The 22141-nt window shown below is 61.8% G+C and carries 18 protein-coding genes and 1 pseudogene; 5 read left to right on the forward strand and 14 right to left on the reverse strand.

The window, feature by feature from the left end:
* Positions 1-137: 137 nt before the first annotated feature.
* Positions 138-1556 carry a DEAD/DEAH box helicase gene (locus tag AC0L2X_RS17265; RefSeq protein ID WP_473555376.1) on the reverse strand — a complete coding sequence of 473 codons (1419 nt, stop codon included), beginning with the start codon at positions 1554-1556 and terminating at the stop codon, positions 138-140.
* A 386-nt stretch (positions 1557-1942) separates the two neighbouring features.
* On the opposite strand from AC0L2X_RS17265, the gene AC0L2X_RS17270 reads away from it, so the two are divergent.
* Together AC0L2X_RS17270 and AC0L2X_RS17275 are read left to right on the forward strand one after the other, a co-directional pair.
* Positions 1943-3475, forward strand: a complete 1533-nt coding sequence (locus tag AC0L2X_RS17270; protein ID WP_473555374.1) for an acyl-CoA carboxylase subunit beta — start codon at positions 1943-1945, stop codon at positions 3473-3475.
* Positions 3476-3482: 7 nt separating this feature from the next.
* Positions 3483-4553, forward strand: a complete 1071-nt coding sequence (locus tag AC0L2X_RS17275) for a M48 family metallopeptidase (RefSeq protein WP_473555373.1) — start codon at positions 3483-3485, stop codon at positions 4551-4553.
* Between the two features lie 44 nt (positions 4554-4597).
* Here the strand turns inward: AC0L2X_RS17275 and AC0L2X_RS17280 are convergent, their stop codons facing one another.
* Positions 4598-6601, reverse strand: a complete 2004-nt coding sequence (locus AC0L2X_RS17280) for a hypothetical protein (RefSeq protein WP_473555371.1) — start codon at positions 6599-6601, stop codon at positions 4598-4600.
* A complete protein-coding gene (locus tag AC0L2X_RS17285; protein WP_473555368.1) occupies positions 6598-8127 on the reverse strand; it encodes an NAD(P)H-hydrate dehydratase in 1530 nt (509 codons plus the stop codon). Before AC0L2X_RS17285 ends, AC0L2X_RS17280 begins: the two co-directional genes overlap by 4 nt.
* Positions 8128-8476: 349 nt before the next feature.
* On the opposite strand from AC0L2X_RS17285, the gene AC0L2X_RS17290 reads away from it, so the two are divergent.
* Both AC0L2X_RS17290 and glnA read left to right on the forward strand, forming a co-directional pair.
* A complete protein-coding gene (locus AC0L2X_RS17290) occupies positions 8477-8815 on the forward strand; it encodes a P-II family nitrogen regulator (protein ID WP_019857988.1) in 339 nt (112 codons plus the stop codon).
* A gap of 53 nt (positions 8816-8868) precedes the next feature.
* Positions 8869-10278: a type I glutamate--ammonia ligase gene (gene glnA, locus AC0L2X_RS17295; RefSeq protein ID WP_254817166.1), complete on the forward strand. Its 1410-nt coding sequence runs from the start codon at positions 8869-8871 to the stop codon at positions 10276-10278.
* A gap of 121 nt (positions 10279-10399) precedes the next feature.
* Here the strand turns inward: glnA and AC0L2X_RS17300 are convergent, their stop codons facing one another.
* Positions 10400-11440, reverse strand: a complete 1041-nt coding sequence (locus tag AC0L2X_RS17300) for a glutamine synthetase beta-grasp domain-containing protein (RefSeq protein ID WP_254817165.1) — start codon at positions 11438-11440, stop codon at positions 10400-10402.
* A gap of 319 nt (positions 11441-11759) precedes the next feature.
* Between AC0L2X_RS17300 and AC0L2X_RS17305 the strand changes: the two genes are divergently transcribed.
* Positions 11760-11954 (forward strand): DUF2735 domain-containing protein, encoded by a 195-nt coding sequence (locus AC0L2X_RS17305; RefSeq protein WP_352451032.1) that lies wholly within the window; start codon positions 11760-11762, stop codon positions 11952-11954.
* An 85-nt stretch (positions 11955-12039) separates the two neighbouring features.
* On the opposite strand, the gene AC0L2X_RS17310 is transcribed toward AC0L2X_RS17305, so the two are convergent.
* The 10 genes and pseudogenes from AC0L2X_RS17310 to AC0L2X_RS17355 form a co-directional block, all read right to left on the reverse strand.
* Complete coding sequence (locus AC0L2X_RS17310) at positions 12040-13929, reverse strand: MFS transporter (RefSeq protein WP_473555365.1); 1890 nt, start codon at positions 13927-13929, stop codon at positions 12040-12042.
* Positions 13930-14116: 187 nt separating this feature from the next.
* The gene (locus AC0L2X_RS17315; RefSeq protein WP_473555362.1) at positions 14117-14908 is read right to left on the reverse strand and encodes an ATP12 family chaperone protein; all 792 of its coding nucleotides are present in this window, start codon (positions 14906-14908) and stop codon (positions 14117-14119) included.
* 2 nt (positions 14909-14910) lie between these two features.
* Complete coding sequence (locus AC0L2X_RS17320) at positions 14911-15768, reverse strand: DMT family transporter (RefSeq protein ID WP_473600054.1); 858 nt, start codon at positions 15766-15768, stop codon at positions 14911-14913.
* A 68-nt stretch (positions 15769-15836) separates the two neighbouring features.
* Positions 15837-16817, reverse strand: coding sequence for an RluA family pseudouridine synthase (locus tag AC0L2X_RS17325; protein WP_473562284.1), 981 nt, complete (start codon positions 16815-16817; stop codon positions 15837-15839).
* Positions 16818-16879: 62 nt separating this feature from the next.
* A pseudogene (locus tag AC0L2X_RS17330) lies at positions 16880-17218 on the reverse strand (DUF190 domain-containing protein).
* Positions 17215-17586: a CrcB family protein gene (locus AC0L2X_RS17335; protein ID WP_473600053.1), complete on the reverse strand. Its 372-nt coding sequence runs from the start codon at positions 17584-17586 to the stop codon at positions 17215-17217. The pseudogene AC0L2X_RS17330 and the gene AC0L2X_RS17335 overlap by 4 nt, the downstream one beginning before the upstream one ends.
* Before the next feature lie 113 nt (positions 17587-17699).
* Entirely contained in the window at positions 17700-18086 is a 387-nt protein-coding gene (gene crcB, locus AC0L2X_RS17340; RefSeq protein ID WP_473562286.1) for a fluoride efflux transporter CrcB, read from the reverse strand.
* Positions 18087-18117: 31 nt separating this feature from the next.
* Entirely contained in the window at positions 18118-18948 is an 831-nt protein-coding gene (locus AC0L2X_RS17345) for an aspartyl/asparaginyl beta-hydroxylase domain-containing protein (protein ID WP_473562287.1), read from the reverse strand.
* 135 nt (positions 18949-19083) lie between these two features.
* On the reverse strand, positions 19084-20394 hold the full coding sequence (locus AC0L2X_RS17350; protein ID WP_473562288.1) for a replication-associated recombination protein A: 1311 nt from the start codon (positions 20392-20394) through the stop codon (positions 19084-19086).
* Positions 20395-20437: 43 nt separating this feature from the next.
* Positions 20438-21925, reverse strand: a complete 1488-nt coding sequence (locus AC0L2X_RS17355) for a DegQ family serine endoprotease (protein ID WP_352670788.1) — start codon at positions 21923-21925, stop codon at positions 20438-20440.
* Between the last annotated feature and the right edge of the window lie 216 nt (positions 21926-22141).

A 22141-nucleotide genomic window follows, 5' to 3' on the forward strand; every position in this document is an offset into this window, starting at 1 on the left:
TTTTTTTAAAAACTTTCGACGCGCGGTGAAATAAATCTTCACCGGTGTGCTCACCCCCCCCCCCCCCCGCGCGGGGCCCCCCCCCTCATCAATCGTGAATGACCAAGCCAGGCTTGGCCGACTGCAACGCGGTCAAATTATGCGGCCCGCGCTGCCGGCCGCTTGCCGCCGAAGCGGCGCTTGTTATTGCCCTTGAAGGGCTTGGCGCCTTCCGGCTTGCGCTCGCCCGCAAAGGCCGGCTTGTCGCCGAACCGCTTCTTGCCGAAGCCGTTGTTTGCGCCGCCGGGCCGCCTGCCGTCGCGGCGGCCATTGTGGTCGTTGCGATCATTGGCCGGTTCGAAGCTGCGCTCGTTCTTCTCGGCGGGATTGCGCTGCGGATCGGGGCTGCCGAGATGGTCGGCAACGATCGGCAGCTTGGTGCGGATGATGCGCTCGACCTGACGCAGCTTGCTGTTTTCAGACGGGTCGCAGAGTGTGACGGCGATGCCGTCCATGCCGTTGCGGCCGGTGCGGCCGATGCGGTGGACATAGCTCTCCGCCTCGTCCGGCAGGTCGAAATTCACCACATGGCTGATGCCGGGCACGTCGATGCCGCGCGCCGCAATGTCGGTCGCCACGAGAATGCGCACCGAACCTTCGCGGAAATCGTTGAGCGCCTTCTGGCGGGCGTTCTGCGATTTGTTGCCGTGGATGACGGCGGCCTTGAAGCCGTCGCGCTCGAGATCCTTTGTTACCCTGTCGGCGCCATGCTTGGTGCGCGAAAAGATGATGACGGACTTCATCGCCTCGTCGGCAAGCATGTTGGCCAGCACCTGGCGCTTCTGCTTGGTGCGGGCAAAGACGACGCCCTGCACGATCTCGGCGGCCGCGGTGCTGTGAGGAGCGACTTCGACGCGAATCGGGTTCTTCAGCAGGCCTTTCGCCAGTTCGGCGATTTCGGTCGGCATGGTTGCCGAGAACAGCACCGTCTGACGGTCCGGCGCTGTCGCCCTGGCTATGCGCTTGACGTCGTTGATGAAGCCCATGTCGAGCATGCGGTCGCCTTCATCCAGCACCAGCCATTTGGTGTCGGCAAGCACGAGGTCGCCTTCACGCACCAGGTCGGTCAACCGGCCGGGGGTTGCGATCAGGATGTCGACGCCGGGCGCAACCTTCTTCACCTGGCTGAAGCGCGAGACGCCGCCAAGTACGAGCGCGGTCGAGACATGCGCGCCCTTGGCAAGCAGCTTGATCATCTCCTCGATCTGCACGGCGAGTTCGCGAGTCGGCGCCAGGATCAGTGCGCGGGCTGTCTTCGGCCGGCGCTTGGTGCCAAGTGCGATGATCTTCGACAGGATCGGCAGCGCGAACGCCGCGGTCTTGCCTGAGCCGGTCTGCGCGATGCCGAAAATGTCGCGGCCTTCGAGCTGCGGCGGGATCGCCTGGGCCTGGATCGGCTTCGGATCGGTAAAGCCAGCGGCATTGGTGGCCTTGAGCAGTGCGCCGGTAATTCCAAGTGCGGCGAAACCGTTCAGTTCCCCAGTGTCCTTACCGGTCAAAGTGTTTTCATTGGTCAAAATATTCTTCTTTCATGCGGCTTCTGGCCGCAAACATCAATGGCGGCAGGGCGCAACCTGCCGTCGAAAATTGTCATGAAACGACAAGGCGGGCGGACGTTATCGTCCACACGGCTGCGCTGTCGTGCCCGCAGGCATCATGCCACGGGGCTTTTTCGCCACCTTGCCGATATGTCGGGAAGAGGGAAAACAGACGCAACCAGTCTCATTCGTCGAGAAGGCCAGATTATCCCGGCCCAAGCGCCTATGCCGCCGCATATGGCCCAGTTCGCATCGAAATGCAAGGGCCCTATGCTGCAGCGCAGCAAAAGCCATGAGGAAGCGCCGCTTGCGCTCTCCCCCAGGCATGATTACCACAATCAAGCTTTCCGTTTCGGGGACCGGTCATGAAGGACGTGCTGAAGGAACTCGAGCGCCGCCGCGAGATCGCCCGCATGGGCGGCGGCCAGGCCCGCATCGACGCGCAGCACAAGAAGGGCAAGCTGACTGCCCGCGAACGCATAGACGTTTTTCTCGACGAGGGCTCGTTCGAGGAGTTCGATATGTTTGTCGAGCACCGCTCGACCGACTTCGGCATGGAGAAGACCAAGATCGCCGGCGATGGCGTCGTAACCGGCTGGGGCACCGTCAATGGCCGGCCAGTGTACCTCTTTGCAAAGGACTTTACCGTGTTCGGCGGCTCGCTGTCCGAGGCCCATGCCGAAAAGGTGGTCAAGGTGCAGAAGATGGCACTGCGCAACCGCGCGCCGATCATCGGCCTTTACGACGCCGGCGGCGCCCGCATCCAGGAAGGCGTGGCGGCGCTGGGCGGCTATGCCGAGATCTTCCAGCGCAATGTTCTGGCCTCGGGGGTCATCCCGCAGATTTCACTGATCATGGGTCCTTGTGCCGGCGGCGACGTCTACTCGCCGGCGATGACCGACTTCATCTTCATGGTTCGCGACACCTCCTACATGTTCGTTACCGGGCCGGATGTGGTGAAGACCGTCACCAACGAGACGGTCACCGCCGAAAGCCTCGGCGGCGCTTTCGTTCACACGACGAAGTCCTCGATCGCCGACGGAGCCTACCACAATGACGTCGAGGCGCTGCTGCAGATGCGTCGGCTGGTCGATCTGCTGCCCGCCTCCAACACGGCGGAAATTCCCGAGATCGAATGCTACCAGTCCGTCACCGATCACGATCTGTCGCTCGACAGGCTGATCCCCGACAATGCCAACAAACCCTACGACATCAAAGAGTTGATCCTTAAAGTTGCCGACGAGGGTGACTTCTTCGAAATCCAGCAGAATTTTGCGAAAAACATCGTCACCGGCTTCGGCCGTGTCGAGGGCCGCACCGTCGGCTTCGTCGCCAACCAGCCGATGGTGCTGGCCGGCGTGCTCGATTCGGATGCCAGCCGCAAGGCGGCGCGTTTCGTGCGCTTCTGCGACTGCTTCTCGATCCCGATCGTCACCTTCGTCGACGTGCCGGGCTTCCTGCCAGGCACCGCGCAGGAATATGGCGGGTTGATCAAACACGGCGCCAAACTTCTGTTCGCCTATGCCGAAGCTACCGTGCCAAAGATCACCGTCATCACCAGAAAGGCCTATGGCGGCGCCTATGACGTTATGGCGTCAAAGCATCTGCGAGGCGACATGAACTATGCCTGGCCGACGGCGCAGATTGCGGTGATGGGCGCCAGGGGCGCTGTCGAGATCATCTATCGCAAGGATATCGGCGACGCGGAGAAAATTGCAGCGCACACAAAAGCTTATGAGGATCGCTTCCTGTCACCCTTCGTTGCTGCCGAGCGCGGCTATGTCGACGAGGTGATCATGCCGCATTCGACCCGCCGCCGTATCGCCCGCGCGCTCAGGATGCTGCGCAACAAGGATATGCAAAACCCGTGGAAGAAGCACGATAATATTCCGCTGTGAGGGGTTGATGTCGCGCCTGGTCCTCTATGTGGGAGCGCGTTTCGGCAGATTTGCCATCCTGCTCTTTGCTCTGCCGCTGTTCTGCCCAATAGTCCTATGGTTCCGGTTCCTCGACCGGCACCCGCTCGCCATGATCGCAGCTGGCGTTGTTGCAATCCCGGCCGCGATGCTGGCCATCGTTCTGTTGATCGGGACATTGTTCGCCGGTTTTCGACCCAGCAAGGTGGACGGGCTTACTCGGGAATCAGCCCCGAAATTGTGGGCTGTCTGGGAGAGTATTGCCGGCAAACACCGCGCCTGCCGGACGACGATCGTGCTGAGCGACGATCTCAACGCCAGCGTCGGTGAAGAGCGGCCGTTTCTGGGCCTGCTTGGTCGCAAGGCAATTCTCACCGTGGGCCTGCCGCTGCTCGCAGCGACCGACCAAAAGGGGTTTGCAGCGATCTTGGCCCATGAGGACGCCCATCTGAAAAATAGAGATACAAATGGCGGGCTCAACCTGGCCGAACTCGAAAAGAGCTTCGATCTAATCTTCGACTTCGCCCCACCGGGGAAAAGCGTTTCAGGCAGCCTGTTCTACTGGATGCTTGGTCCGCTGTCGCGCACGCTGGAGCGCGAAGAAATACGGTTGTCGCGACGGGCGGAAATTGACGCAGATCGCCATGCAGCGATGTCCGGCGACGCACATGAAGCGGCCCGCGCGCTGCTTCTGATTGGCGCTGCCAGTGTATTCTTCGATGACCAAGTGTATATTCCGCTTAAACGTGAACTGCTTGGCACTATGGTACCGCCTCGTCCACCACTCGAAAGAGTTCTGGCGGCCGCCAGTCACCTGTCGAGGCTTCCCATCCTGCAAGAATATGCGCAAAAGGCCTGGAACGCGCCAGATAACGAAAGCGCGGATCATCCGCCCTGGTCCGAACGTTTGACTGCTCTTGGATTTAGCTCGGCTCCAGAGATAGAACCAGTTCTGGTTTCTGCCTTGTCGAGCCTGCTGAGCGATGAGGTCGTCGCCGAACATGTCCGCCATTTCGACGGCGAATGGACATCGAAGATCGCCGACTATCTCGATCGATAGCTATCCACCTGGAACTACAGCGGCTAATGCCCAGTCGGCGCAAGCTATTCCGCTTCCGCCGCGCCGAAGCCGGCCCCACTCGTTGCGCGGACAGCGCCCGACCATGGCGTGGCGTGATTGTCGATGCGCATCTGGAAGATAAAATAAGTCGGCGAGCAGAAGCCGATGCCCTTCACCTTGCCGATACCGGGTGTATCGGGCGGCAGCGACTGGCACATGTAATCCTCGCGGCAGAAATGGTCGGCCGAGCAGGCAGGACGATTGCCGCGGTTGACGGCGCCGCCCAGGCACTGGTCGAAATTATTGGTCGCCACGCAGGTGTCGAATTTCTTGCCGCCGACCAGCCCGCAAATCTCGTTGGGCATCGGCTTGCCCGCCTTGAAGGCCGCAAAGCTGCGATCCCGGTCGTCGCAGCCGCGATAGGCGATACCCGCCGGCACACCGATCTTCGGCGGTCGGCAGGTGTAGGCGGCGCGCGAAATGCCCGGCGCAAACGCCGCGAACTGGCCGGTGATCGTATACCGGTCATTGAAAGGCTGCGCCGGGTTGCTGGCGATCGAGCCGGTCAGGCACGGATGGCCGGAGAACATGCTTTCGCTGTCCTTGGGCAACAGGCATTGCGCCAGCTTGGTGCGCACGCCGGACGCGGTTGCCAGCGGCGTGCAGACGGTGCCGGCGCCGCATTGCCACGTCGCGCCGAAGCGAGCCGCATCCTGTGGCATCAGACACGGCATCGCCATTTCGGCCGGCGAATAGGCAATTTCGTCGGCATCGTTCCATGTCGCTGGTGGCGCGAAGGACAGCGGGCGGAAACGGTTCGGTTCCTTGCCCTCGGCAGTCGCGCGCAGCCAGGCGACGCGGCGCGGGATGTCGGCGTGAAGATGCGGTGAGATACCGACCTCTATGTGGTTGAGTGGCGAGGTGGTCTTGTCGTCGAGGCCGATGAAATGGAAGCCGGCGGTCGAGCCCGCCTGATGGCAACCCTGGCAGGCGCCATTGTCCAGTCGCTCGACCAGCGCCTCCGGCGTGCGCACCAACTTCAGGGCAGCGAAATCGACACCTGCGAAATCCGCGGACTGGAACAGCGGCGTGAACGGGTGGTTGGCCTGCCTTGCACTGCCGAAGGTCGACCAAGAGATGGCCTTCCTTGCCAGGAATTCGTCGGGGATCTGGTAGACGCCGAGATCGACCGCCGCGACATTGGTACGGACATAGTCGGCAAGTCTTGCTTTCAGCGCAGCGTCTTCGGTGAGACGTGCTGTGTCGGGCGTGTTTTCCAGCGGCTTTTCGCTGACGGCCGCTCCGTCGATGCCGAAAATTCGCATGAGATAGGCAGCCTGCCCGCCGAATTCGGTCTCCTGGCCGGAGGGGAAGCGCACCACTTGCGCATTGAGCTCGAGCTGCTTGAAGGTGAGCGCCGTCCTTTCCAGCGGCCCACCGATCAGCCAGCCGGCATCGACATTCTCGTCGAGTTGTGGTGCCCAGCGCCCGGCGACGCCGACACAACCGCCATCGGCATCCGGCGCGGCATTGTAGACGGCACTGAAATTGAACGGCAGGCGCGAGGCCAAAACCTTGCCGTTCTTCTTGAAGCTGTAGGCGAGGCGATAGATGAAGCGCACTTCGCCGCAACTCCCGTCGCTTTTTAGGGCGGCGAAGTCGCGCCGGTCGAGCCGGTTGACCACGCCGACGAGGCGGAAGCGTGCGGCCTCGGTCCTCAGCCAGCGCATGTCCATGACGCGGCCGACATTGCCGTCGGTCACCTCGTAAAGCGGCCGGCCGCCGGCCTTCATCTCGGCCCGCAATGCCGCGACGTCGCTTGCAACCGTTTCGACAATCGCGTGGTAGGCCGGAGCCTTCTCATAAAGCGTCTTCAAATCGCCCTTGCCATCGACGCCGAAAATGCCGGCGAACCCGTAACCATTGCTGTCGAGGGCGGCTAGAACGGCCGGGTCGTCGACAATCGTCAGCGGGGTTTCGGCGTTCGCAGCCTGCGCCATGAATACGGCACTGACGATCGCAACGAACAGCGCGAACAGGCGGCTCATACGGCAGCCATCCCGTGACTTTCAACAAGCTCGCGCAGGACCGGCACCAGCGCCAGCGGCAGGTCCTCGGCGATCAGCCCCGGCCCGAAACGGCTGCCGGCCTCGGCGTGGATCCAGACCGCCGCGCAGGCAGCTTCGAAAGCCGGCATCGCTTGTGCTAGCAACGCGGCAATGATGCCCGACAGCACGTCGCCCGAACCAGCGGTGGCCAGCCAAGGCGCGCCATTGCCGTTGATCGCTGCCCGGCCATTTGGTGCTGCAATCACCGTGTCGGCGCCTTTGTAGACGAGAGTGGCGTTGGCCCGTTCGGCTGCGGCGCGTGCCTTGGCGAGTTTGGACAGGTTCTTGTCCCCGGCGATGTCGGGAAAGAGCCTGGCGAATTCGCCCTCATGCGGCGTCATCACCAGCGCTGGCGCGGCGGGGCTGCGCGCGGCCTCAAACAGTATTTCAGGCTCTTCGCGAAACGAGGTGATGCCGTCGGCATCGAGCACCAGTCCCTCGATTTTGCCGCCCTTCCCATTGTCGCAGCCAAGCACGGCCATGACGAAGTCGCACGTCTTCTCACCAATGCCAAATCCGGGGCCGAGCACGAAGGCGGATGGGCGGCGGCTATCAACGAATTCGTCCACATCGGCGACAGTGTCCAGCCTGCGCAGCATGATCGAGGTCAGATGCGCCGCGTTCACCTGCATGGCGTTCGCCGGTGACAGCAAGGTGACGGCCCCTGCCCCGCTCCTGGCCGCGGCAAGCGCCGACAGCCGCGCAGCACCCGTCGCCGACGGCCCGCCGGAAAAGACGCCGACATGGCCGCGTCTATACTTATGGGCGTCGACGGCCGGAACCGGAAAGCGGCCAAGCCAGAGCGCCGGAATGTTCTCGAACGTTCGTGGTTCAAGCTGCGCAACAACACTGTCGCTTATGCCGATATCAGCGAGCACGATTTTGCCGCACAGCTCGCGCCCCGGTAAAAGAAGATGGCCTGGCTTTTTTCGTGCAAAAGTCACCGTGGTTCGGGCGCGGAAGGCCTGGCCGAGGACATTGCCGCTCTCACCGGAGACGCCCGACGGCAGATCGACCGCGACAACTGGCAAATTCAGTTCCGCCGCAATCTCGATCGCCTTGGCGGCGTCGCCGGACAGCGGCTTGCATAGCCCTGCCCCGTAAAGCGCGTCGACCACGATCGAGCCCGTCTCGGCAACGAAAGCCGACAGCGGCCGAGGCTTAACCTTGCAGTCCGAGGCGGCGAGTGCTGCATCGCTGCCGCCTTTAGGCAATCCGGATGTCCATACCGAGACGTCGACGGCGCTGTCCTGAAGGATGCGGGCCACGACATAGCCGTCGCCGCCATTATTGCCGGGGCCGCAAAGCACGTGGACGCGCGTTGCGTTCGGGTAGCGCCTGAGTACCACGGCAGCAACCGCAGCGCCGGCATTGCGCATCAGGCCGATGCCGTCGAATGGACCAGCGGCAATCGCCAGCCGGTCGGCCTCGGCCATTTCGGACGGAGAAAGAAGTTCGTGGCTCATGCGGGCGATCATCTGCCGAAGCATTGTCCAGTTTTTGGTCCGACGCAAACTACGAAGGTTGTGAAACACACCGGTATGCCCGGAGCGACGAGTCGCAGGTCCACGGCTGCCCATGAAATATCCGATCTGCCTATTTTTTGTGCGGACGACGGGACCGGCGGTGTGTAGGCTCGCGGCGTTCATGGCGCATCCGACGCAGGGAATGACGCGAATGTACATTCCCGCGTAGCATGGTATCCAAATCATGTGAGCCCACCCGGCACCCCATCAACTGGCACAGTTCGTGCTTGATTGAGGCGCAAGCGGGGCTCACAACCCGTCTTTTTTGGCAGTGGAGGCCACTTTTTACATGAAAAAGATCGAAGCGATCATCAAGCCGTTCAAGCTAGACGAAGTGAAGGAAGCGCTTCAGGAGGCCGGCCTGCAAGGTATCACCGTTACCGAGGCCAAAGGGTTTGGCCGCCAGAAGGGCCATACCGAGCTTTATCGCGGCGCCGAATATGTCGTCGACTTCCTGCCGAAGGTGAAAATCGAAGTCGTGCTCGGCGACGATGCGGTCGAAGCCGCGATCGAAGCCATCCGCAAGGCGGCCCAGACCGGCCGTATCGGCGACGGCAAGATCTTCGTCTCGAACATCGAGGAAGTGGTGCGCATCCGCACCGGCGAAACCGGCATGGACGCCGTCTGAGTTTTCCCGTTAAAAGGCCACGTTCAAACGTCATCACATAGGGAAGCAGGGACATGACGACAGCCAAAGACATCATGAAGCAGATCAAGGACAACGACGTGAAGTTCGTTGATCTGCGCTTCACCGATCCGAAGGGCAAACTGCAGCACGTTACGATGGATGTCGTCGAGGTCGAGGAAGACATGTTTGCCGATGGCGTCATGTTCGACGGTTCCTCGATCGCCGGCTGGAAGGCAATCAACGAATCCGACATGGTGCTGATGCCCGACGCGGATACGGTGCATATGGACCCGTTCTTCGCCCAGTCGACCATGGTCATCCTGTGCGACATTCTCGATCCGATCTCGGGAGAATCCTACAACCGCGACCCGCGCGGCACCGCCAAGAAGGCCGAGGCCTACATGAAGGCCGAAGGCATCGGCGACCAGATCTTCGTCGGTCCTGAAGCCGAGTTCTTCGTGTTCGACGACGTCAAGTACAAGGCCGATCCCTACAACACCGGCTTCAGGCTGGATTCCACCGAATTGCCGTCCAATGACGACACCGATTACGAGACCGGCAATCTCGGTCACCGGCCGCGCATCAAGGGCGGCTATTTCCCGGTGCCGCCGATCGATTCGGCACAGGACATGCGCTCGGAAATGCTCACCGTGCTCGCCGAAATGGGCGTGCGCGTTGAAAAGCACCATCACGAAGTGGCCGCCGCCCAGCACGAGCTCGGAATCAAGTTCGACACGCTGGTCCGCAACGCCGACAAGATGCTGATCTACAAATATGTCGTGCACCAGGTCGCCAATGCCTATGGCAAGACGGCCACTTTCATGCCGAAGCCGGTGTTCGGCGACAACGGCTCGGGCATGCATGTCCACCAGTCGATCTGGAAGGAAGGCAAGCCGACCTTCGCCGGCAACGAATATGCCGGCCTGTCCGAGAGCTGCCTGTTCTACATCGGCGGCATCATCAAGCATGCCAAGGCGATCAACGCCTTCACCAACCCGCTGACCAATTCCTACAAGCGCCTGGTGCCGGGCTATGAAGCGCCGGTGCTGCTCGCCTATTCGGCACGCAACCGCTCGGCCTCGTGCCGCATTCCGTTCGGCTCGTCGCCGAAATCCAAGCGCGTTGAGGTCCGCTTCCCCGATCCGGGCGCGAACCCCTATCTTGCCTTCGCCGCTATGCTGATGGCCGGCCTCGACGGCATCAAAAACAAGATCCACCCGGGACAGCCGATGGACAAGGATCTCTACGACCTGCCGCCGAAGGAATTGAAGAAGATCCCGACCGTCTGCGGCTCGCTGCGCGAGGCCCTGCAGAGCCTCGACAAGGACCGCGGCTTCCTGAAGGCCGGCGGCGTCTTCGACGACGACCAGATCGACAGCTACATCGAGCTCAAGATGGCCGAAGTGATGCGCTTCGAAATGACGCCGCATCCGGTCGAATACGACATGTATTACTCGGTGTGATCCGGAACCTCGTAGTCACATAGAAAAAAACCCCGGCAGAGACGCCGGGGTTTTTTATTGCGATGCGATCGGAGAGAAAGTCACGGCGCAGACACCCGAGGTCCACGCCGTGAACGCATTCTCAAGCCGCGGCCGAAACCTCGGCGCTGGTCGGGACGGAGGCGATCGTCTTCAATATCTGCGAAGCGATCTGGTAGGGGTCACCCTGCGAGTTCGGGCGGCGATCCTCGAGATAGCCCTTGTAGCCGTTGTTGATAAAGGAATGCGGCACGCGGATCGAAGCGCCGCGGTCGGCGATGCCGTAGCTGAACCTGTTCCAGGGTGCGGTCTCGTGCTTGCCGGTCAAACGCTTGTCGTTGTCCGGCCCATAGACGGCGATGTGATCCATCAGGTTTTTGTCGAAGGCTGCCATCAGCGCCTCGAAATAGCCCTTGCCGCCGACTTCGCGCATATAGGCGGTCGAGAAGTTGGCATGCATGCCGGAGCCGTTCCAATCGGTGTCACCGAGCGGCTTGCAGTGGTATTCGATGTCGATGCCGTACTTCTCGGTCAGGCGCTGCAACAAATAGCGCGCCATCCACATCTGGTCGGCGGCTTTCTTGGAGCCCTTGCCGAAGATCTGGAATTCCCACTGGCCTTTGGCCACCTCAGCGTTGATGCCTTCATGATTGATGCCGGCGGCAAGGCAAAGGTCGAGATGCTCCTCGACGATCTGTCTGGCGACGGAGCCGACATTGCTGTAGCCGACGCCGGTGTAGTACGGGCCTTGCGGCGCCGGATAGCCACTCTCGGGAAAGCCGAGCGGACGGCCGTCCTTGTAGAAGAAATATTCCTGCTCGAAGCCGAACCAGGCGCCCTCGTCGTCGAGAATGGTGGCGCGCTTGTTGGACGCATGCGGCGTCACGCCGTCCGGCATCATGACCTCGCACATGACGAGCGCGCCATTGGTGCGGGCGGGATCCGGATAGACGGCGACCGGCTTCAAAACGCAGTCGGAGCTGTGGCCCTCGGCCTGCATGGTTGAAGAACCGTCGAAGCCCCACAGCGGAAGCTGGTCGAGCGTCGGAAACTCGGCATAGTCTTTGACCTGCGTCTTTCCGCGAAGGTTGGGAACCGGGGTGTATCCATCGAGCCAAATGTACTCGAGCTTGTATTTCGTCATTCTAGCCTCTCGTTGCTTGATCACCGAACCCTGGATGGCGCCGGGGCGAGCCGGCCTATCCAGCAGCCGACCTGCCGAATTAATAAAATGCAATTCGTGTGCCATTCTGGCTGGCGAACGGTGCGGCAAAAGTGAAGTTGTATCCGCCCAAAATCGCTGGTCCGGAGTCATGCTGCGCTCGGATCATCCACAAGCAAATTTTGCACAAATAATGTGCAAGTACTGATCTTTTCGTAATCATGTTGCCTAATTCGGTTGCTGAACCTATGTTGGGGAAAGGTTGAATCGGCAAGGTTCTGTCGAAGAAAGGAAACCGACAATGGAAATCACTTCCACTCGTCAGTCGGCCAAAATCCTGATGTTCCCGGTGGCAGCGCGCGCGTCTGCCTCAAATTTAAGCGGAAAGGCTAAGTTCGCGGCAGAACTTGCTTCGTTGCGCAACCGCACGGATTTCGGAAGTGCCTGGTATCATGAAGCAGCGATCGAGGAAGCGAACCAGGATAGGAAGAGCTAAGCCTTCCCCTCCCTGCACTCGATAAATTGAAAAAGCCCGGCGCGATCACTCGCGCCGGGCTTTGCTTTGAACCGGGACAGGCCGGCTACTGCTTGGTGTGCAGGTCCGTTCCGAGCGTATCCCTGACAAAGATCATGCCGATGATTAGCGACATCGCCGCGATCACCACCGGATACCAGAGGCCGTAGTAGATATCGCCCTTGTAGGCGCTGAGCGCGAACACCGTCGCCGGCAGCAGCCCGCCGAACCAGCCATTGCCGATGTGATAGGGCAGCGACATGCCGGTGTAGCGGATGCGGGTCGGGAACATCTCGACCAGGATCGCGGCAATCGGCCCGTAGACCATCGTCACGAAGACGACGAGGATGAACAGGATGGCAATCGTCATCGGCCAGTTGACCGCCGCCGGGTCGGCAAACATGGCGAAAGGCCCGCCGCCCGGTATGGTGTAGACGGTGACTTCGGGAGCTCCCGCAGCCTCATCGGCATTCAGCAGCTTGTCCTTGATCGCCTGCTCGGTCGGAACCGTCGCCTTCTCGCCGGCGCGAATGGCCGTTGCATCGAGCTTCAGCTCGGGATTGGCCGCAATGAACGCCTCGAGCTTCTGATCCGGCACCTTGGCCGCTCCCCGCTTTAGCGGATAGCCCCCGTCCCGAAGCGCCATGTTCACTGCCTTGACGAAAACGGCGTCCTTGGCCTTGGCTTGATCGCCGGCTGCAGTCGCATCATACGACTCGACCGTCTCGTTGCCGATTTTGACCGACGCAGCAGTGCCGGGCGCCGCCGTCGACACGATGTCATAAGGCACCGAGTTCTTGGTCAAAAAGGAGGTGGCAATATCGCAGGACGTGGTGAACTTCGCCGTCCCCACCGGGTTGAACTGGAACTTACAGTCTCCCGGTGCTGCGGTCACCGTCGCACGCGTGTTCTGCTGCGCGGTGGCGAGCGCCGGGTTGGCTGCCCAGGTCAGCGCCTTGAACAACGGGAAGGTGCAGACGATCGCCAGTGCAAGGCCGGCCATGATAATCGGCTTGCGACCGATCTTGTCGGAGAGCCAGCCGAACACGACGAAGAAGATAGAGCCAACAGCCAGAGCAATCGCGATCATGATGTTGACCGACTGCGGATCGACCTTGAGCACATTCTGCAAGAAGAACAGCGCGTAGAACTGGCCATTGTACCAAACTACGGCCTGGCCGGCTGTGAGGCCGAGCAGTGCCAGCAGCGCGATCTTTGCGTTCTTCCACTGGCCGAAGGCTTCCGACAGCGGCGCCTTGGAGCCTTTGCCTTCGTCCTTCATGCGCTGGAAGGTCGGCGATTCAGAAAGCGACAGGCGGATCCAGATCGAAATGCCCAGGAGCAGGAAGGAAACGATGAACGGAATGCGCCAGCCCCAGGCGGCGTAGGTTTCCTTGGTCATCGACCCCTGGACGATCAGGATGACGATCAGCGACAGGAACAGGCCGAGCGTTGCCGTCGTCTGTATCCACGACGTGTAGTAGCCTCGGCGATCGTCGGGTGCGTGCTCGGCGACATAGGTCGCGGCACCGCCATACTCGCCGCCGAGCGCCAGACCCTGCAACATGCGCAAGATGATCAGGATCACCGGAGCGGCGATGCCCAAAGTCGCATAGCCAGGCAGCAAGCCGACCAGGAAGGTCGACAGGCCCATGATCGTCATGGTGACAAGGAAGGTGTATTTACGGCCGACAAGGTCGCCGATGCGGCCGAACAGCAATGCGCCGAACGGGCGCACGAGGAAGCCAGCGGCAAACGCCAGCAGCGCGAAGATATTGCGCGTGGCTTCCGGAATGGTTGGACTGAAAAAAGTCGAACCAATGAACACCGCCAGCGAGCCGTAGAGATAAAAATCGTACCATTCGAAAACGGTGCCGAGCGAGGAAGCGAAGATGACCTTCTTCTCCTCGCGCGTCATGCCGCGGCTTGTTTTGCCGGCGGTCGATGCCATTGCCATGAGCGTATCCTCCCGTGTGATTCCGTCAGCCCTCGATGCTGCGCGTCATCGTCCGCGTTTCCTCGCAACGCAGACTCGGTGCAGCCACCGGTGCAAAAAATGACAGAAAGCGCCGTCCAGAGGCAGACCGTCTTTGGGATTATGACTTTGGTCTAATGTGCAGTGCGAAATGGAAACGACGGTGCGGTCAGCCTTTGAGAGCTTCGAGCAGCTTGACCGCCGCCATCATGTCGCGCTTGCGGGCCGCCCGGCGCGCGACGGCCTCGGCATCATGGCCCCATTGCTCGGCCTGCCAGTCCTCGTCGACGTGACCGGCAGCCCAGGCCGCCTCGCCGTCGAGCTCGCCGAAGTCGACGGCCAGCGCCAGCAGCGCCGATCCGGTCAGCGACGTCATGACGTGGATGGCGGCAAGACGCAGCGGATCGGCACGTTGGGCAAGATGCTGGCCAAGCAGCGCGATACTCTCGCGCGGCTGTTCGACATGGATCACGCCTTCGGCGAGATGGAACCGGGCGCCGAGCGCGCTGCGCGCCCAGTCGATGACCGGATCCCAATGCTCGTTCTGCCGGTCGACTAGCCCTTGGGGCGCATCGGCGCGGTAGCAGAGCAGATCGGATGAGGCGAAGCGCAGGATGTCCTCCAGCACCGCCTGGGGATCACTGGCGACGCCATCGATTGCCGTATTGACCAGACGCATCACCGGCATCGTCACCGGGTCGATGGTCTCCTGCTGTGCGGCGAATTCCTCGGCGACGAGAGCAGCCGCTTTTTCGGTCGGCAGCGCCAGCAGCGCCTTGGCCGGCGTGCGGACGGGCTTGCCATCGAGACGGACGGCAAAACCGTCCTCGACCTGTGCTACCGCGACGGTCTTGTAGAAACGCTTCGGCAGCGGCGTCTTCATCTGGATCTGGGCGCGACGCACCGGATCCGGATCAGAGAGCTGCTTTCCAGCTTCGAGGTCGTTCAATATATCGCGCATGCTCATCCGGGGCTTTGTTTTCGGGCCGGCCGGTTGACGATGATGAGTCCGGCGGCGATCAGGGCGAGTGCCAGGAAGATACGAACGGTCAGCGGCTCGTTCAAGAACACGGCGCCGCACAGCACACCAAACACCGGCGACAGGAAGGTGAAGCTCGACAGTCCAGATGCAGGGTAGCGCCGCAGCAGCCAGAACCACAGCACATAGGTGAAGGCGACAACGTAGACGGCCTGGAATAGCAGCGCCAAGGTCGGCAGAACGGTAAAGCTGCGGACCGGCGGCCCGGCAAAAGGCATCACCAAAATGCCGACGACAGCGGCCCCGGCCAGCTGATAGAGCAGCAGCTTTTCGGCGCTGGCCTCCATCAGCTTCGACCGCTTGATGACGATATTGGTCACGGCCCACAGAATGCCGGCGCCGAGACTGAGCAAATCGCCGCTCAATGTTGCGCCGCCATTGGCGCTCAGTTTGTCGGAAAACACCGCGACCAGTCCGGCGAAAGCGAGCAGCAGGCCAATAAGCTTGCGTGCCGTGATGCTTTCGCTAAGCAGGAAATGGCCGCCGACCAGCATCCAGAACGGCATGGTGTTGACCAGCAAGGTGTTGCGCACGACTGTGGTGTGCTCGAGCCCGACATAGAGAAACAGGAACTCGAGACCGAAAAGCGCGCCCGCCACAATGCCGGCGACGAGGGTCTTGTCGGGCGTGAACAGCGCAATGCCGCGCCAGCGGCACCAGCCGAAAACACACAGGCCGCCGATCACCGAGCGGGCGATGGACAGGAAAACAGGGTCGTATCCGGCATACGAGATCTTAGCAGCGACGTAGTTGAGCCCCCAGGAAAAGGTCAGCCCGACCATGATAGCGGCTGCCGCCAGATCGACCGCGTCACGGCGGTCGAGGGTCTCTGTGGCGACGCCCACCAGCGCTAGTCCTCGGCACTCTGCTCGTCAAAGCCGAGTAGGTTCCAGCTCTGACGCATGTGCGGCGGCATCGGTGCGGTGACGTCGACAAAGCCCTTGTCGGGATGCGGGATGACGATGCGGCGCGCGTGCAGATGCAGGCGGTTCTGCATGCCGCCTGGAAAATCCCAATTGGTGTCGGCCTCGAAATATTTGGGATCGCCGATGATCGGGCAACCGATATGGGCGGCATGGACGCGAAGCTGATGGGTTCGCCCGGTATAGGGTTCCATCTCCAGCCAGGACAGGGTCTGCGCGGCCTGCTCGACGATGCGATAATAGGACACGGCGTGGTCGGCGCCCTTTTCGCCATGCTTGGCGATGCGCACGCGATCGCCGTCGGGCGTCGGTTCCTTGATCAGCCAGGTCGAGATCTTGTCCTCGCGCTTCGGCGGCACACCCTTGACCAGCGCCCAGTAGGTTTTCTTCGTCTCACGCGCCCGGAACGCTTCGGCGAGCTTCATCGCGGCGAGCCTTGTACGAGCGACAACCAGCACACCCGATGTGTCGCGGTCGAGCCGGTGCACCAGACGGGGCTTCTCGCCCTTGTGGTTGCGCCAGGCTTCCAGCATGTCGTCGACGTTGCGGGTGACACCAGAACCGCCCTGGACCGCTAGGCCGGCCGGCTTGTTGAAGACGAAGACCTTCGGGTCCTCATGGATCAGCATCTTGGCCAAAACGTCGGCGTCGCCCTGGTTGCGGATCGAATGACCGGTGAGCGGACTTTCGCCTTTCTTGTCAACTTCGAGCGGCGGCACTCGGACCGTCTGGCCGGCTTCGACGCGTGTATCGGCCTTCACCCTGCCGCCGTCGACGCGGATCTGGCCGGAACGCAGCAGCTTCTGCAGATGACCGAAACCGAGACCGGGGAAATGGCTCTTGAACCAGCGGTCGAGCCGCATGCCCGCCTCGCCGGCGTCCACTGTGATCTGTTCAACGCCTGCCATGATTCCAATCGCCGTTTCGCAGGCATGCAACGGCATTCGCCGGTACCCGCAATCTCACTCGGTTATTCGTTGTCGGTTCCATATTGCAGAACCTGAACTTTCTCCAGCGTAATCAAACCACTTGTCATGATTGTTTCAAGCACGGGCAGGAAAGCGGCCAATTTTTCCTCGTCATCGACGATCTCGATGACGAGCGGCAGATCCTCCGATAGGCGGAGGATCTTCGTGGTGTGAAGCCGGCTGGAATGGCCGAACCCCATCGCGCCGCGCAGGACGGTCGCGCCGGCGATCTGCATTTCGCGGGCCCTCAGCACGATAACCTAATACAGCGGACGGCCATCTGCCTTGTCGTTTTCGCCGATAAATATGCGCAGCAATTGTGCCTGTGTCGGTATCTTCATTGCCTGGACCCTCTCAGCCGGTTGAGCCGAACTGCAAAGATGTGGCCAAGCCAGACGGCGGCAAGCCAGGCCACCACGGAGATCGCGATATTAAGTCCCGCCGCCACAAGCCTCCCGCCTTGCGCGAGGGTGAGTGTTTCAAGGCTGAAAGCGGAGAAGGTCGTCAGGCCGCCACAGAAGCCGGCCATGAAGAATTGACGCTGCAGCGGACCGGCGAAGACGCGACCATCCGGTCCCGTCAATGTCGCGTAGAAGCCGATGAGGAATGAGCCGACGATGTTCACGAGGAGCGTGCCGAAGGGAAATCCAGTGCCCCACAAGGCGGTGCTCGCCAATGAGGCAAGCGCCCGCAGCACGCCGCCGATCATGCTGCCTGCGGCCACGGTCGCATAGAGCCGAACCGTCTGGCTCCTTCTGCGCCAGCCAATGAGGTGCGCCGCATGCCTCGCCATCCCGTCAGGGCGGAGCTTCCGCGGGCCGCTCACGGCGCGCCGCTGCCAGCCAGAAGACTTCCCGCTGCAAAGCCCAGCGTCACGCCGCCGAGGCTCAGGAAAACCGAAAGCAGCATATTTCCGCCGGCGCGCAGCCATTCGCCGTCGCGCGCCAGCGCCAGCGTCTGCAGGCTGAAGGAGGAGACCGTGGTGTAGCAGCCGAGGCCGCCGGTGACGGTAAAGGCCCAGATGGCGGGCATGCCGTCGCGCGCCACCGCATGCGCAACGACACCGATTGCAAACGCTCCCGAGACGTTGACGGCCATCGTGCCCCAGGGAAAGGTCTCGCCGACCCGGCGGGCGACGAAGCCGGACAGGAAGAAGCGGGCCATTGCACCGATCGCGCCACCAAGGCAGACAAGCAGCAGATGATACATCGTGCTTCCTCGCGCCGGTCACACCACGGTGTCAGGCGGCTCCGGCCTTCTTCGGCTTGCTGGAGCCGATCATCTTCCAGTTCTTGTAGAACATGGCATTGATGCGCTCGACGCTGACCGAAACGATGGCGAGAAGAGCGGCGATCAGGCCGGGGAATGGCGATGGCCGGATGATGTCCATGAACACGCAGTAGCGGCGCCCATCATATTCGTTGACCGAGCGGTGCAGCAGCGTGTCGTCGAAAATATAGAGCGGATTGTCGTGCCAGTAGTTCCTGGCGTCGTTGCACTCGACGAAAACCTCGCCCTTCACCGGGAGAAGATTGTAGAGAATGCGCAGGCTGAGCCGCAGCGGTCCGAAATGCCAGGAGGTCGATTCCTTGCCCCTGAACACCGACACGGCGATGGTCTTGATATATTTGAAATCCTTGTTGAATTCGGCAACATTGTCGATCTTGTGCTTGCCGTACCACTGGTAGACATACATGCCGCGCCGGCCGCTGCCGAAATTGGCGTCGATATCGGCGATGATCTCGTCCTTGCGCGCCTTGAAGACGTCGAGAACCTCGTTGACCTCACGCTGATAGTCCGGAGGAAACTGCTCCAGTTTCCAGACACCGCGGTTTCTGTAGCACAGCAGATCGACCAGCAGATTGAAGGGCGAAAGCAGCCAGGTGAAGATGCCGTTGCCGAGGAAATAACCACTGAACAGGGCCCAGTTCTTGTTGTCGTTGCGCAATACGTCGATCAGACCGAGGGCAATGAAAATTGTCGTCAGGATGGGAATGAAATAGAAGCCGAGCGCCAGCAGCGGGATCGCTATGGCGAACTTCCGAAGGGTCTTGCGAGATTTTTTTGTCATTTTTCCACGCGCAGGCGCGATTCCGTTCTGAATATCGTCGGTACGTTTCTGGCCTGTCCGCCGGCCGAAGGCGCATCTTGATAGGGTTTTTTATCCCGCCAGACAACGGCGATCACACCAGTGTGCGACTGGCAGCTACTTTTCCCGCTCGCTGCGCAGCTTCGCCCAATAATCCAGCCGCTTCCTGATATCGCGCTCGAAGCCGCGCTCTGGCGGGTCGTAGAATGTCTGCCTTCCCATCTTCTCCGGAAAATAGTCCTGGCCGGAAAAAGCGTCGGGCTCGTCGTGGTCGTAGCGATAGCCGGCGCCGTAATCTTCCTGTTTCATCAGCTTGGTCGGCGCATTGAGAATGTGCTTGGGCGGCAGCAGCGAACCGAATTCCTTCGCTGCCTGTGTGGCGGCCTTGAACGCGGTGTAGACAGCATTGGATTTCGGCGCGGTGGCGAGATAGACGGTCGCCTCGGCGAAGGCCAGTTCGCCCTCGGGCGAGCCCAGATAGTCATAGGCGTCCTTGGCGGCGTTGGCGACGACGAGCGCCTGCGGGTCGGCCAGCCCGATATCTTCCATCGCCATGCGCACCAGCCGGCGCCCGAGATAGAGCGGATCTTCGCCGGCGTCGAACATGCGGGCGAGATAGTAGAGTGCCGCATCGGGGTCGGAGCCGCGCACCGCTTTGTGCAAGGCGGAGATCAAATTGTAATGGCCGTCCTGGCCCTTGTCGTAGATCGGCGCGCGGCGCTGGACGATGCGCTGCAAAGCCTCGGCGCCGAACACCTCCTTTGATTTCGCTGCGCGCCAGACCTCTTCGGCGAGCGTCAGTGCAGCTCGGCCGTCGCCGTCGCTCATCCGGATGAGCATCGCCCGCGCCTCATCATCGAGCGGCAGCGCCCTACCCTCTGCCTCCTCGGCCCGCGCCAGCAGCTTGGCGATGCTGTCCTCGCCGAGCGAGTGAAAGACCAGCACACGCGCGCGCGACAACAGCGCGGCGTTAAGCTCGAAGGACGGGTTCTCGGTGGTGGCGCCAACCAGCACCACGGTGCCGTCTTCCATCACGGGCAGAAAACTGTCCTGCTGGGCACGGTTGAAACGATGGATCTCGTCAACGAACAGCAGTGTCTGGCGGCCGTTAGAACGACGCAGCTTTGCTGCCTCGAACACTTTCTTCAGGTCGGCAACGCCGGAAAACACCGCCGAGATCTGTTCGAAGGCGAGGCTTGTCTCGCCGGCAAGCAGCCTTGCGACCGTGGTCTTGCCGGTGCCGGGCGGCCCCCAGAAGATCATTGAGCCGAGCGAGCCGGAGCCGATCAGCCGCGTCAGCGCTCCGTCGGGTCCGGTCAGATGCTCCTGGCCGACGACCTCGCCGAGGTTCTTCGGGCGCAGGCGGTCGGCCAGCGGCCTGCCGGGCGGCGTCTTTTCCGGTTCATCGACACTGAACAGATCGGCCATGCAACTTCTTCTGCCTGGAGCCCGATCCTGCTGACGGTCGGGCTCAGTAACGCAACACCTGGCGCAGTATCTGCCCGCCGCGCTCGACGGTAAAGCGCCACCAGCGCGTATCCTGCTGGGCTACCTGTTCCAGGGTCGCCGCCTTGTCGATCGTCAGGCCATTGACCTCACGCACGATGTCGCCCGGCTGGAAGCCAAAATCGGCAGCGGGCGAATCGCGGTTGATGTCGACCACGGTTACGCCTTTGACATCGGTGCGCAGACCGAGCCGTTGGGCAAGCCGTGGCGACAGTTCAGCGACTTTGGCACCGGAAAACGGGCTGCGGCCGCGCAATGTGAGTTCCGCAGCCTTGGCGCCCTCGGGCGGCCGTTCCAGAGCGATGTCCATCGTCGCTTGCTGACCCTTGCTCAGAACGCCGAAGCTGGCATTCGTACCAATCGACAGCGTCGCCATCCGGTAGTCCAGCGCCCCGACGCTCTCGACCGGCTTGCCATTGAGCGACAGCACCACGTCACCAGGCTTGAGCCCTGCCTTGGCGGCGGGTCCCGCCTCTTCGACCGAAGAAACCAGCGCGCCAGTCGGCTTGTCCATGCCGAGCGATTCGGCAATCTGCGGCGTCACCGCCTCGAACTCGGCACCGGCATACGGCCGCTCGAAGAAGTCGAGCCCGGCCTTGGCCGCATCGGCGAAAGCGCGGACCATGTTCGAAGGGATGGCAAAGCCGATGCCGATCGAGCCGCCGCTACGGCTATAGATCGCCGTGTTGATGCCGATCAGCTGCCCTCCCATGTTGACCAGCGCGCCCCCGGAATTGCCGGGGTTGATGGCGGCGTCGGTCTGGATGAAGAAGCTGGAATCGGAGACGCCGATATGGCTGCGCGCCACCGCCGAAATGATGCCGCTGGTGGTGGTCTGGCCGACCCCGAACGGATTGCCGATCGCCAGCACCAGGTCGCCGACCTCGAGCGCGTCGGAATCGCCGATAGCGATCACCGGGAACGGCTTGTCAGAAGAAATCTTGAGCACGGCGAGGTCGAGCGTCTCATCCTTGAGCAGCACCTTGCTGTCGAATTCGCGCCCGTCGGCGGTCGCGACCTTGACCTGGTCAGCGTCCTTGACGACATGGAAATTGGTGACCACGACGCCGGTGGGATCGACCAGCACCCCCGAACCGAGCGAAGACTGTGCGCGCGGCTGCGAGCGGCCGAAGAACTCCTCGAAGAACGGATCGCCGTCAAAGGGCGACGTCACCTTGGCGGTCTGCGAGGCGTAGACATTGACCACGGCCGGGGCCGTCTGCTTGACCAGTGGCGCGAAGGACAGTTGCACCTCCTCGCGGCCGAACGGCACGCGCTTGTCGGGGCCAGAAGTGGCGTTTTCGCCTTCGACGCCATGCAGCAGATCGGTCAGTACGTCGGACAGACCAGGATCTGGCTTGGTCTCCTCCGCCAGCGCGTGCCTGGCCGCCGGGACGATGGCCAACGCCATCAAGGCGCAGATCAGAACAAGGGACAGCCGTTTAACGCGCATTCCGAATCCTCCAAGTCGGGCGCCATTGTCCTGACGATTGTGCAAAATGAAAGGCTAAGCCGCTGAAATCCGATTATTTTGGGTAGTCGCCGCAAAAACCGGTGACAAAACCCCTACCAGCCCTGCCCGGCACCTTCGGAATCGGGATAGGGGGGAGCTTCGCAGTTCCTCCCCTCCCACACCACCCTGCGTACGGGTCCGTACAGGGCGGTTCGG

It is taken from the genome of Mesorhizobium sp. WSM4828 (genome assembly GCF_055811175.1).

Bases quoted from the DNA above. Each gene is read 5' to 3' on its own strand.
- AC0L2X_RS17275 (WP_473555373.1), top strand. From the start codon at position 3,483: ATGTCGCGCCTGGTCCTCTATGTGGGAGCGCGTTTCGGCAGATTTGCC.
- AC0L2X_RS17345 (WP_473562287.1), bottom strand. From the start codon at position 18,948: ATGACAAAAAAATCTCGCAAGACCCTTCGGAAGTTCGCCATAGCGATC.
- AC0L2X_RS17290 (WP_019857988.1), top strand. From the start codon at position 8,477: ATGAAAAAGATCGAAGCGATCATCAAGCCGTTCAAGCTAGACGAAGTG.
- glnA (WP_254817166.1), top strand. From the start codon at position 8,869: ATGACGACAGCCAAAGACATCATGAAGCAGATCAAGGACAACGACGTG.
- AC0L2X_RS17320 (WP_473600054.1), bottom strand. From the start codon at position 15,768: ATGGTCGGGCTGACCTTTTCCTGGGGGCTCAACTACGTCGCTGCTAAG.
- AC0L2X_RS17335 (WP_473600053.1), bottom strand. From the start codon at position 17,586: ATGATCGGCGGCGTGCTGCGGGCGCTTGCCTCATTGGCGAGCACCGCC.
- AC0L2X_RS17285 (WP_473555368.1), bottom strand. From the start codon at position 8,127: ATGAGCCACGAACTTCTTTCTCCGTCCGAAATGGCCGAGGCCGACCGG.
- AC0L2X_RS17350 (WP_473562288.1), bottom strand. From the start codon at position 20,394: ATGGCCGATCTGTTCAGTGTCGATGAACCGGAAAAGACGCCGCCCGGC.
- AC0L2X_RS17305 (WP_352451032.1), top strand. From the start codon at position 11,760: ATGGAAATCACTTCCACTCGTCAGTCGGCCAAAATCCTGATGTTCCCG.
- AC0L2X_RS17355 (WP_352670788.1), bottom strand. From the start codon at position 21,925: ATGCGCGTTAAACGGCTGTCCCTTGTTCTGATCTGCGCCTTGATGGCG.
- AC0L2X_RS17280 (WP_473555371.1), bottom strand. From the start codon at position 6,601: ATGAGCCGCCTGTTCGCGCTGTTCGTTGCGATCGTCAGTGCCGTATTC.
- crcB (WP_473562286.1), bottom strand. From the start codon at position 18,086: ATGTATCATCTGCTGCTTGTCTGCCTTGGTGGCGCGATCGGTGCAATG.
- AC0L2X_RS17310 (WP_473555365.1), bottom strand. From the start codon at position 13,929: ATGGCAATGGCATCGACCGCCGGCAAAACAAGCCGCGGCATGACGCGC.
- AC0L2X_RS17315 (WP_473555362.1), bottom strand. From the start codon at position 14,908: ATGCGCGATATATTGAACGACCTCGAAGCTGGAAAGCAGCTCTCTGAT.
- AC0L2X_RS17325 (WP_473562284.1), bottom strand. From the start codon at position 16,817: ATGGCAGGCGTTGAACAGATCACAGTGGACGCCGGCGAGGCGGGCATG.
- AC0L2X_RS17300 (WP_254817165.1), bottom strand. From the start codon at position 11,440: ATGACGAAATACAAGCTCGAGTACATTTGGCTCGATGGATACACCCCG.
- AC0L2X_RS17270 (WP_473555374.1), top strand. From the start codon at position 1,943: ATGAAGGACGTGCTGAAGGAACTCGAGCGCCGCCGCGAGATCGCCCGC.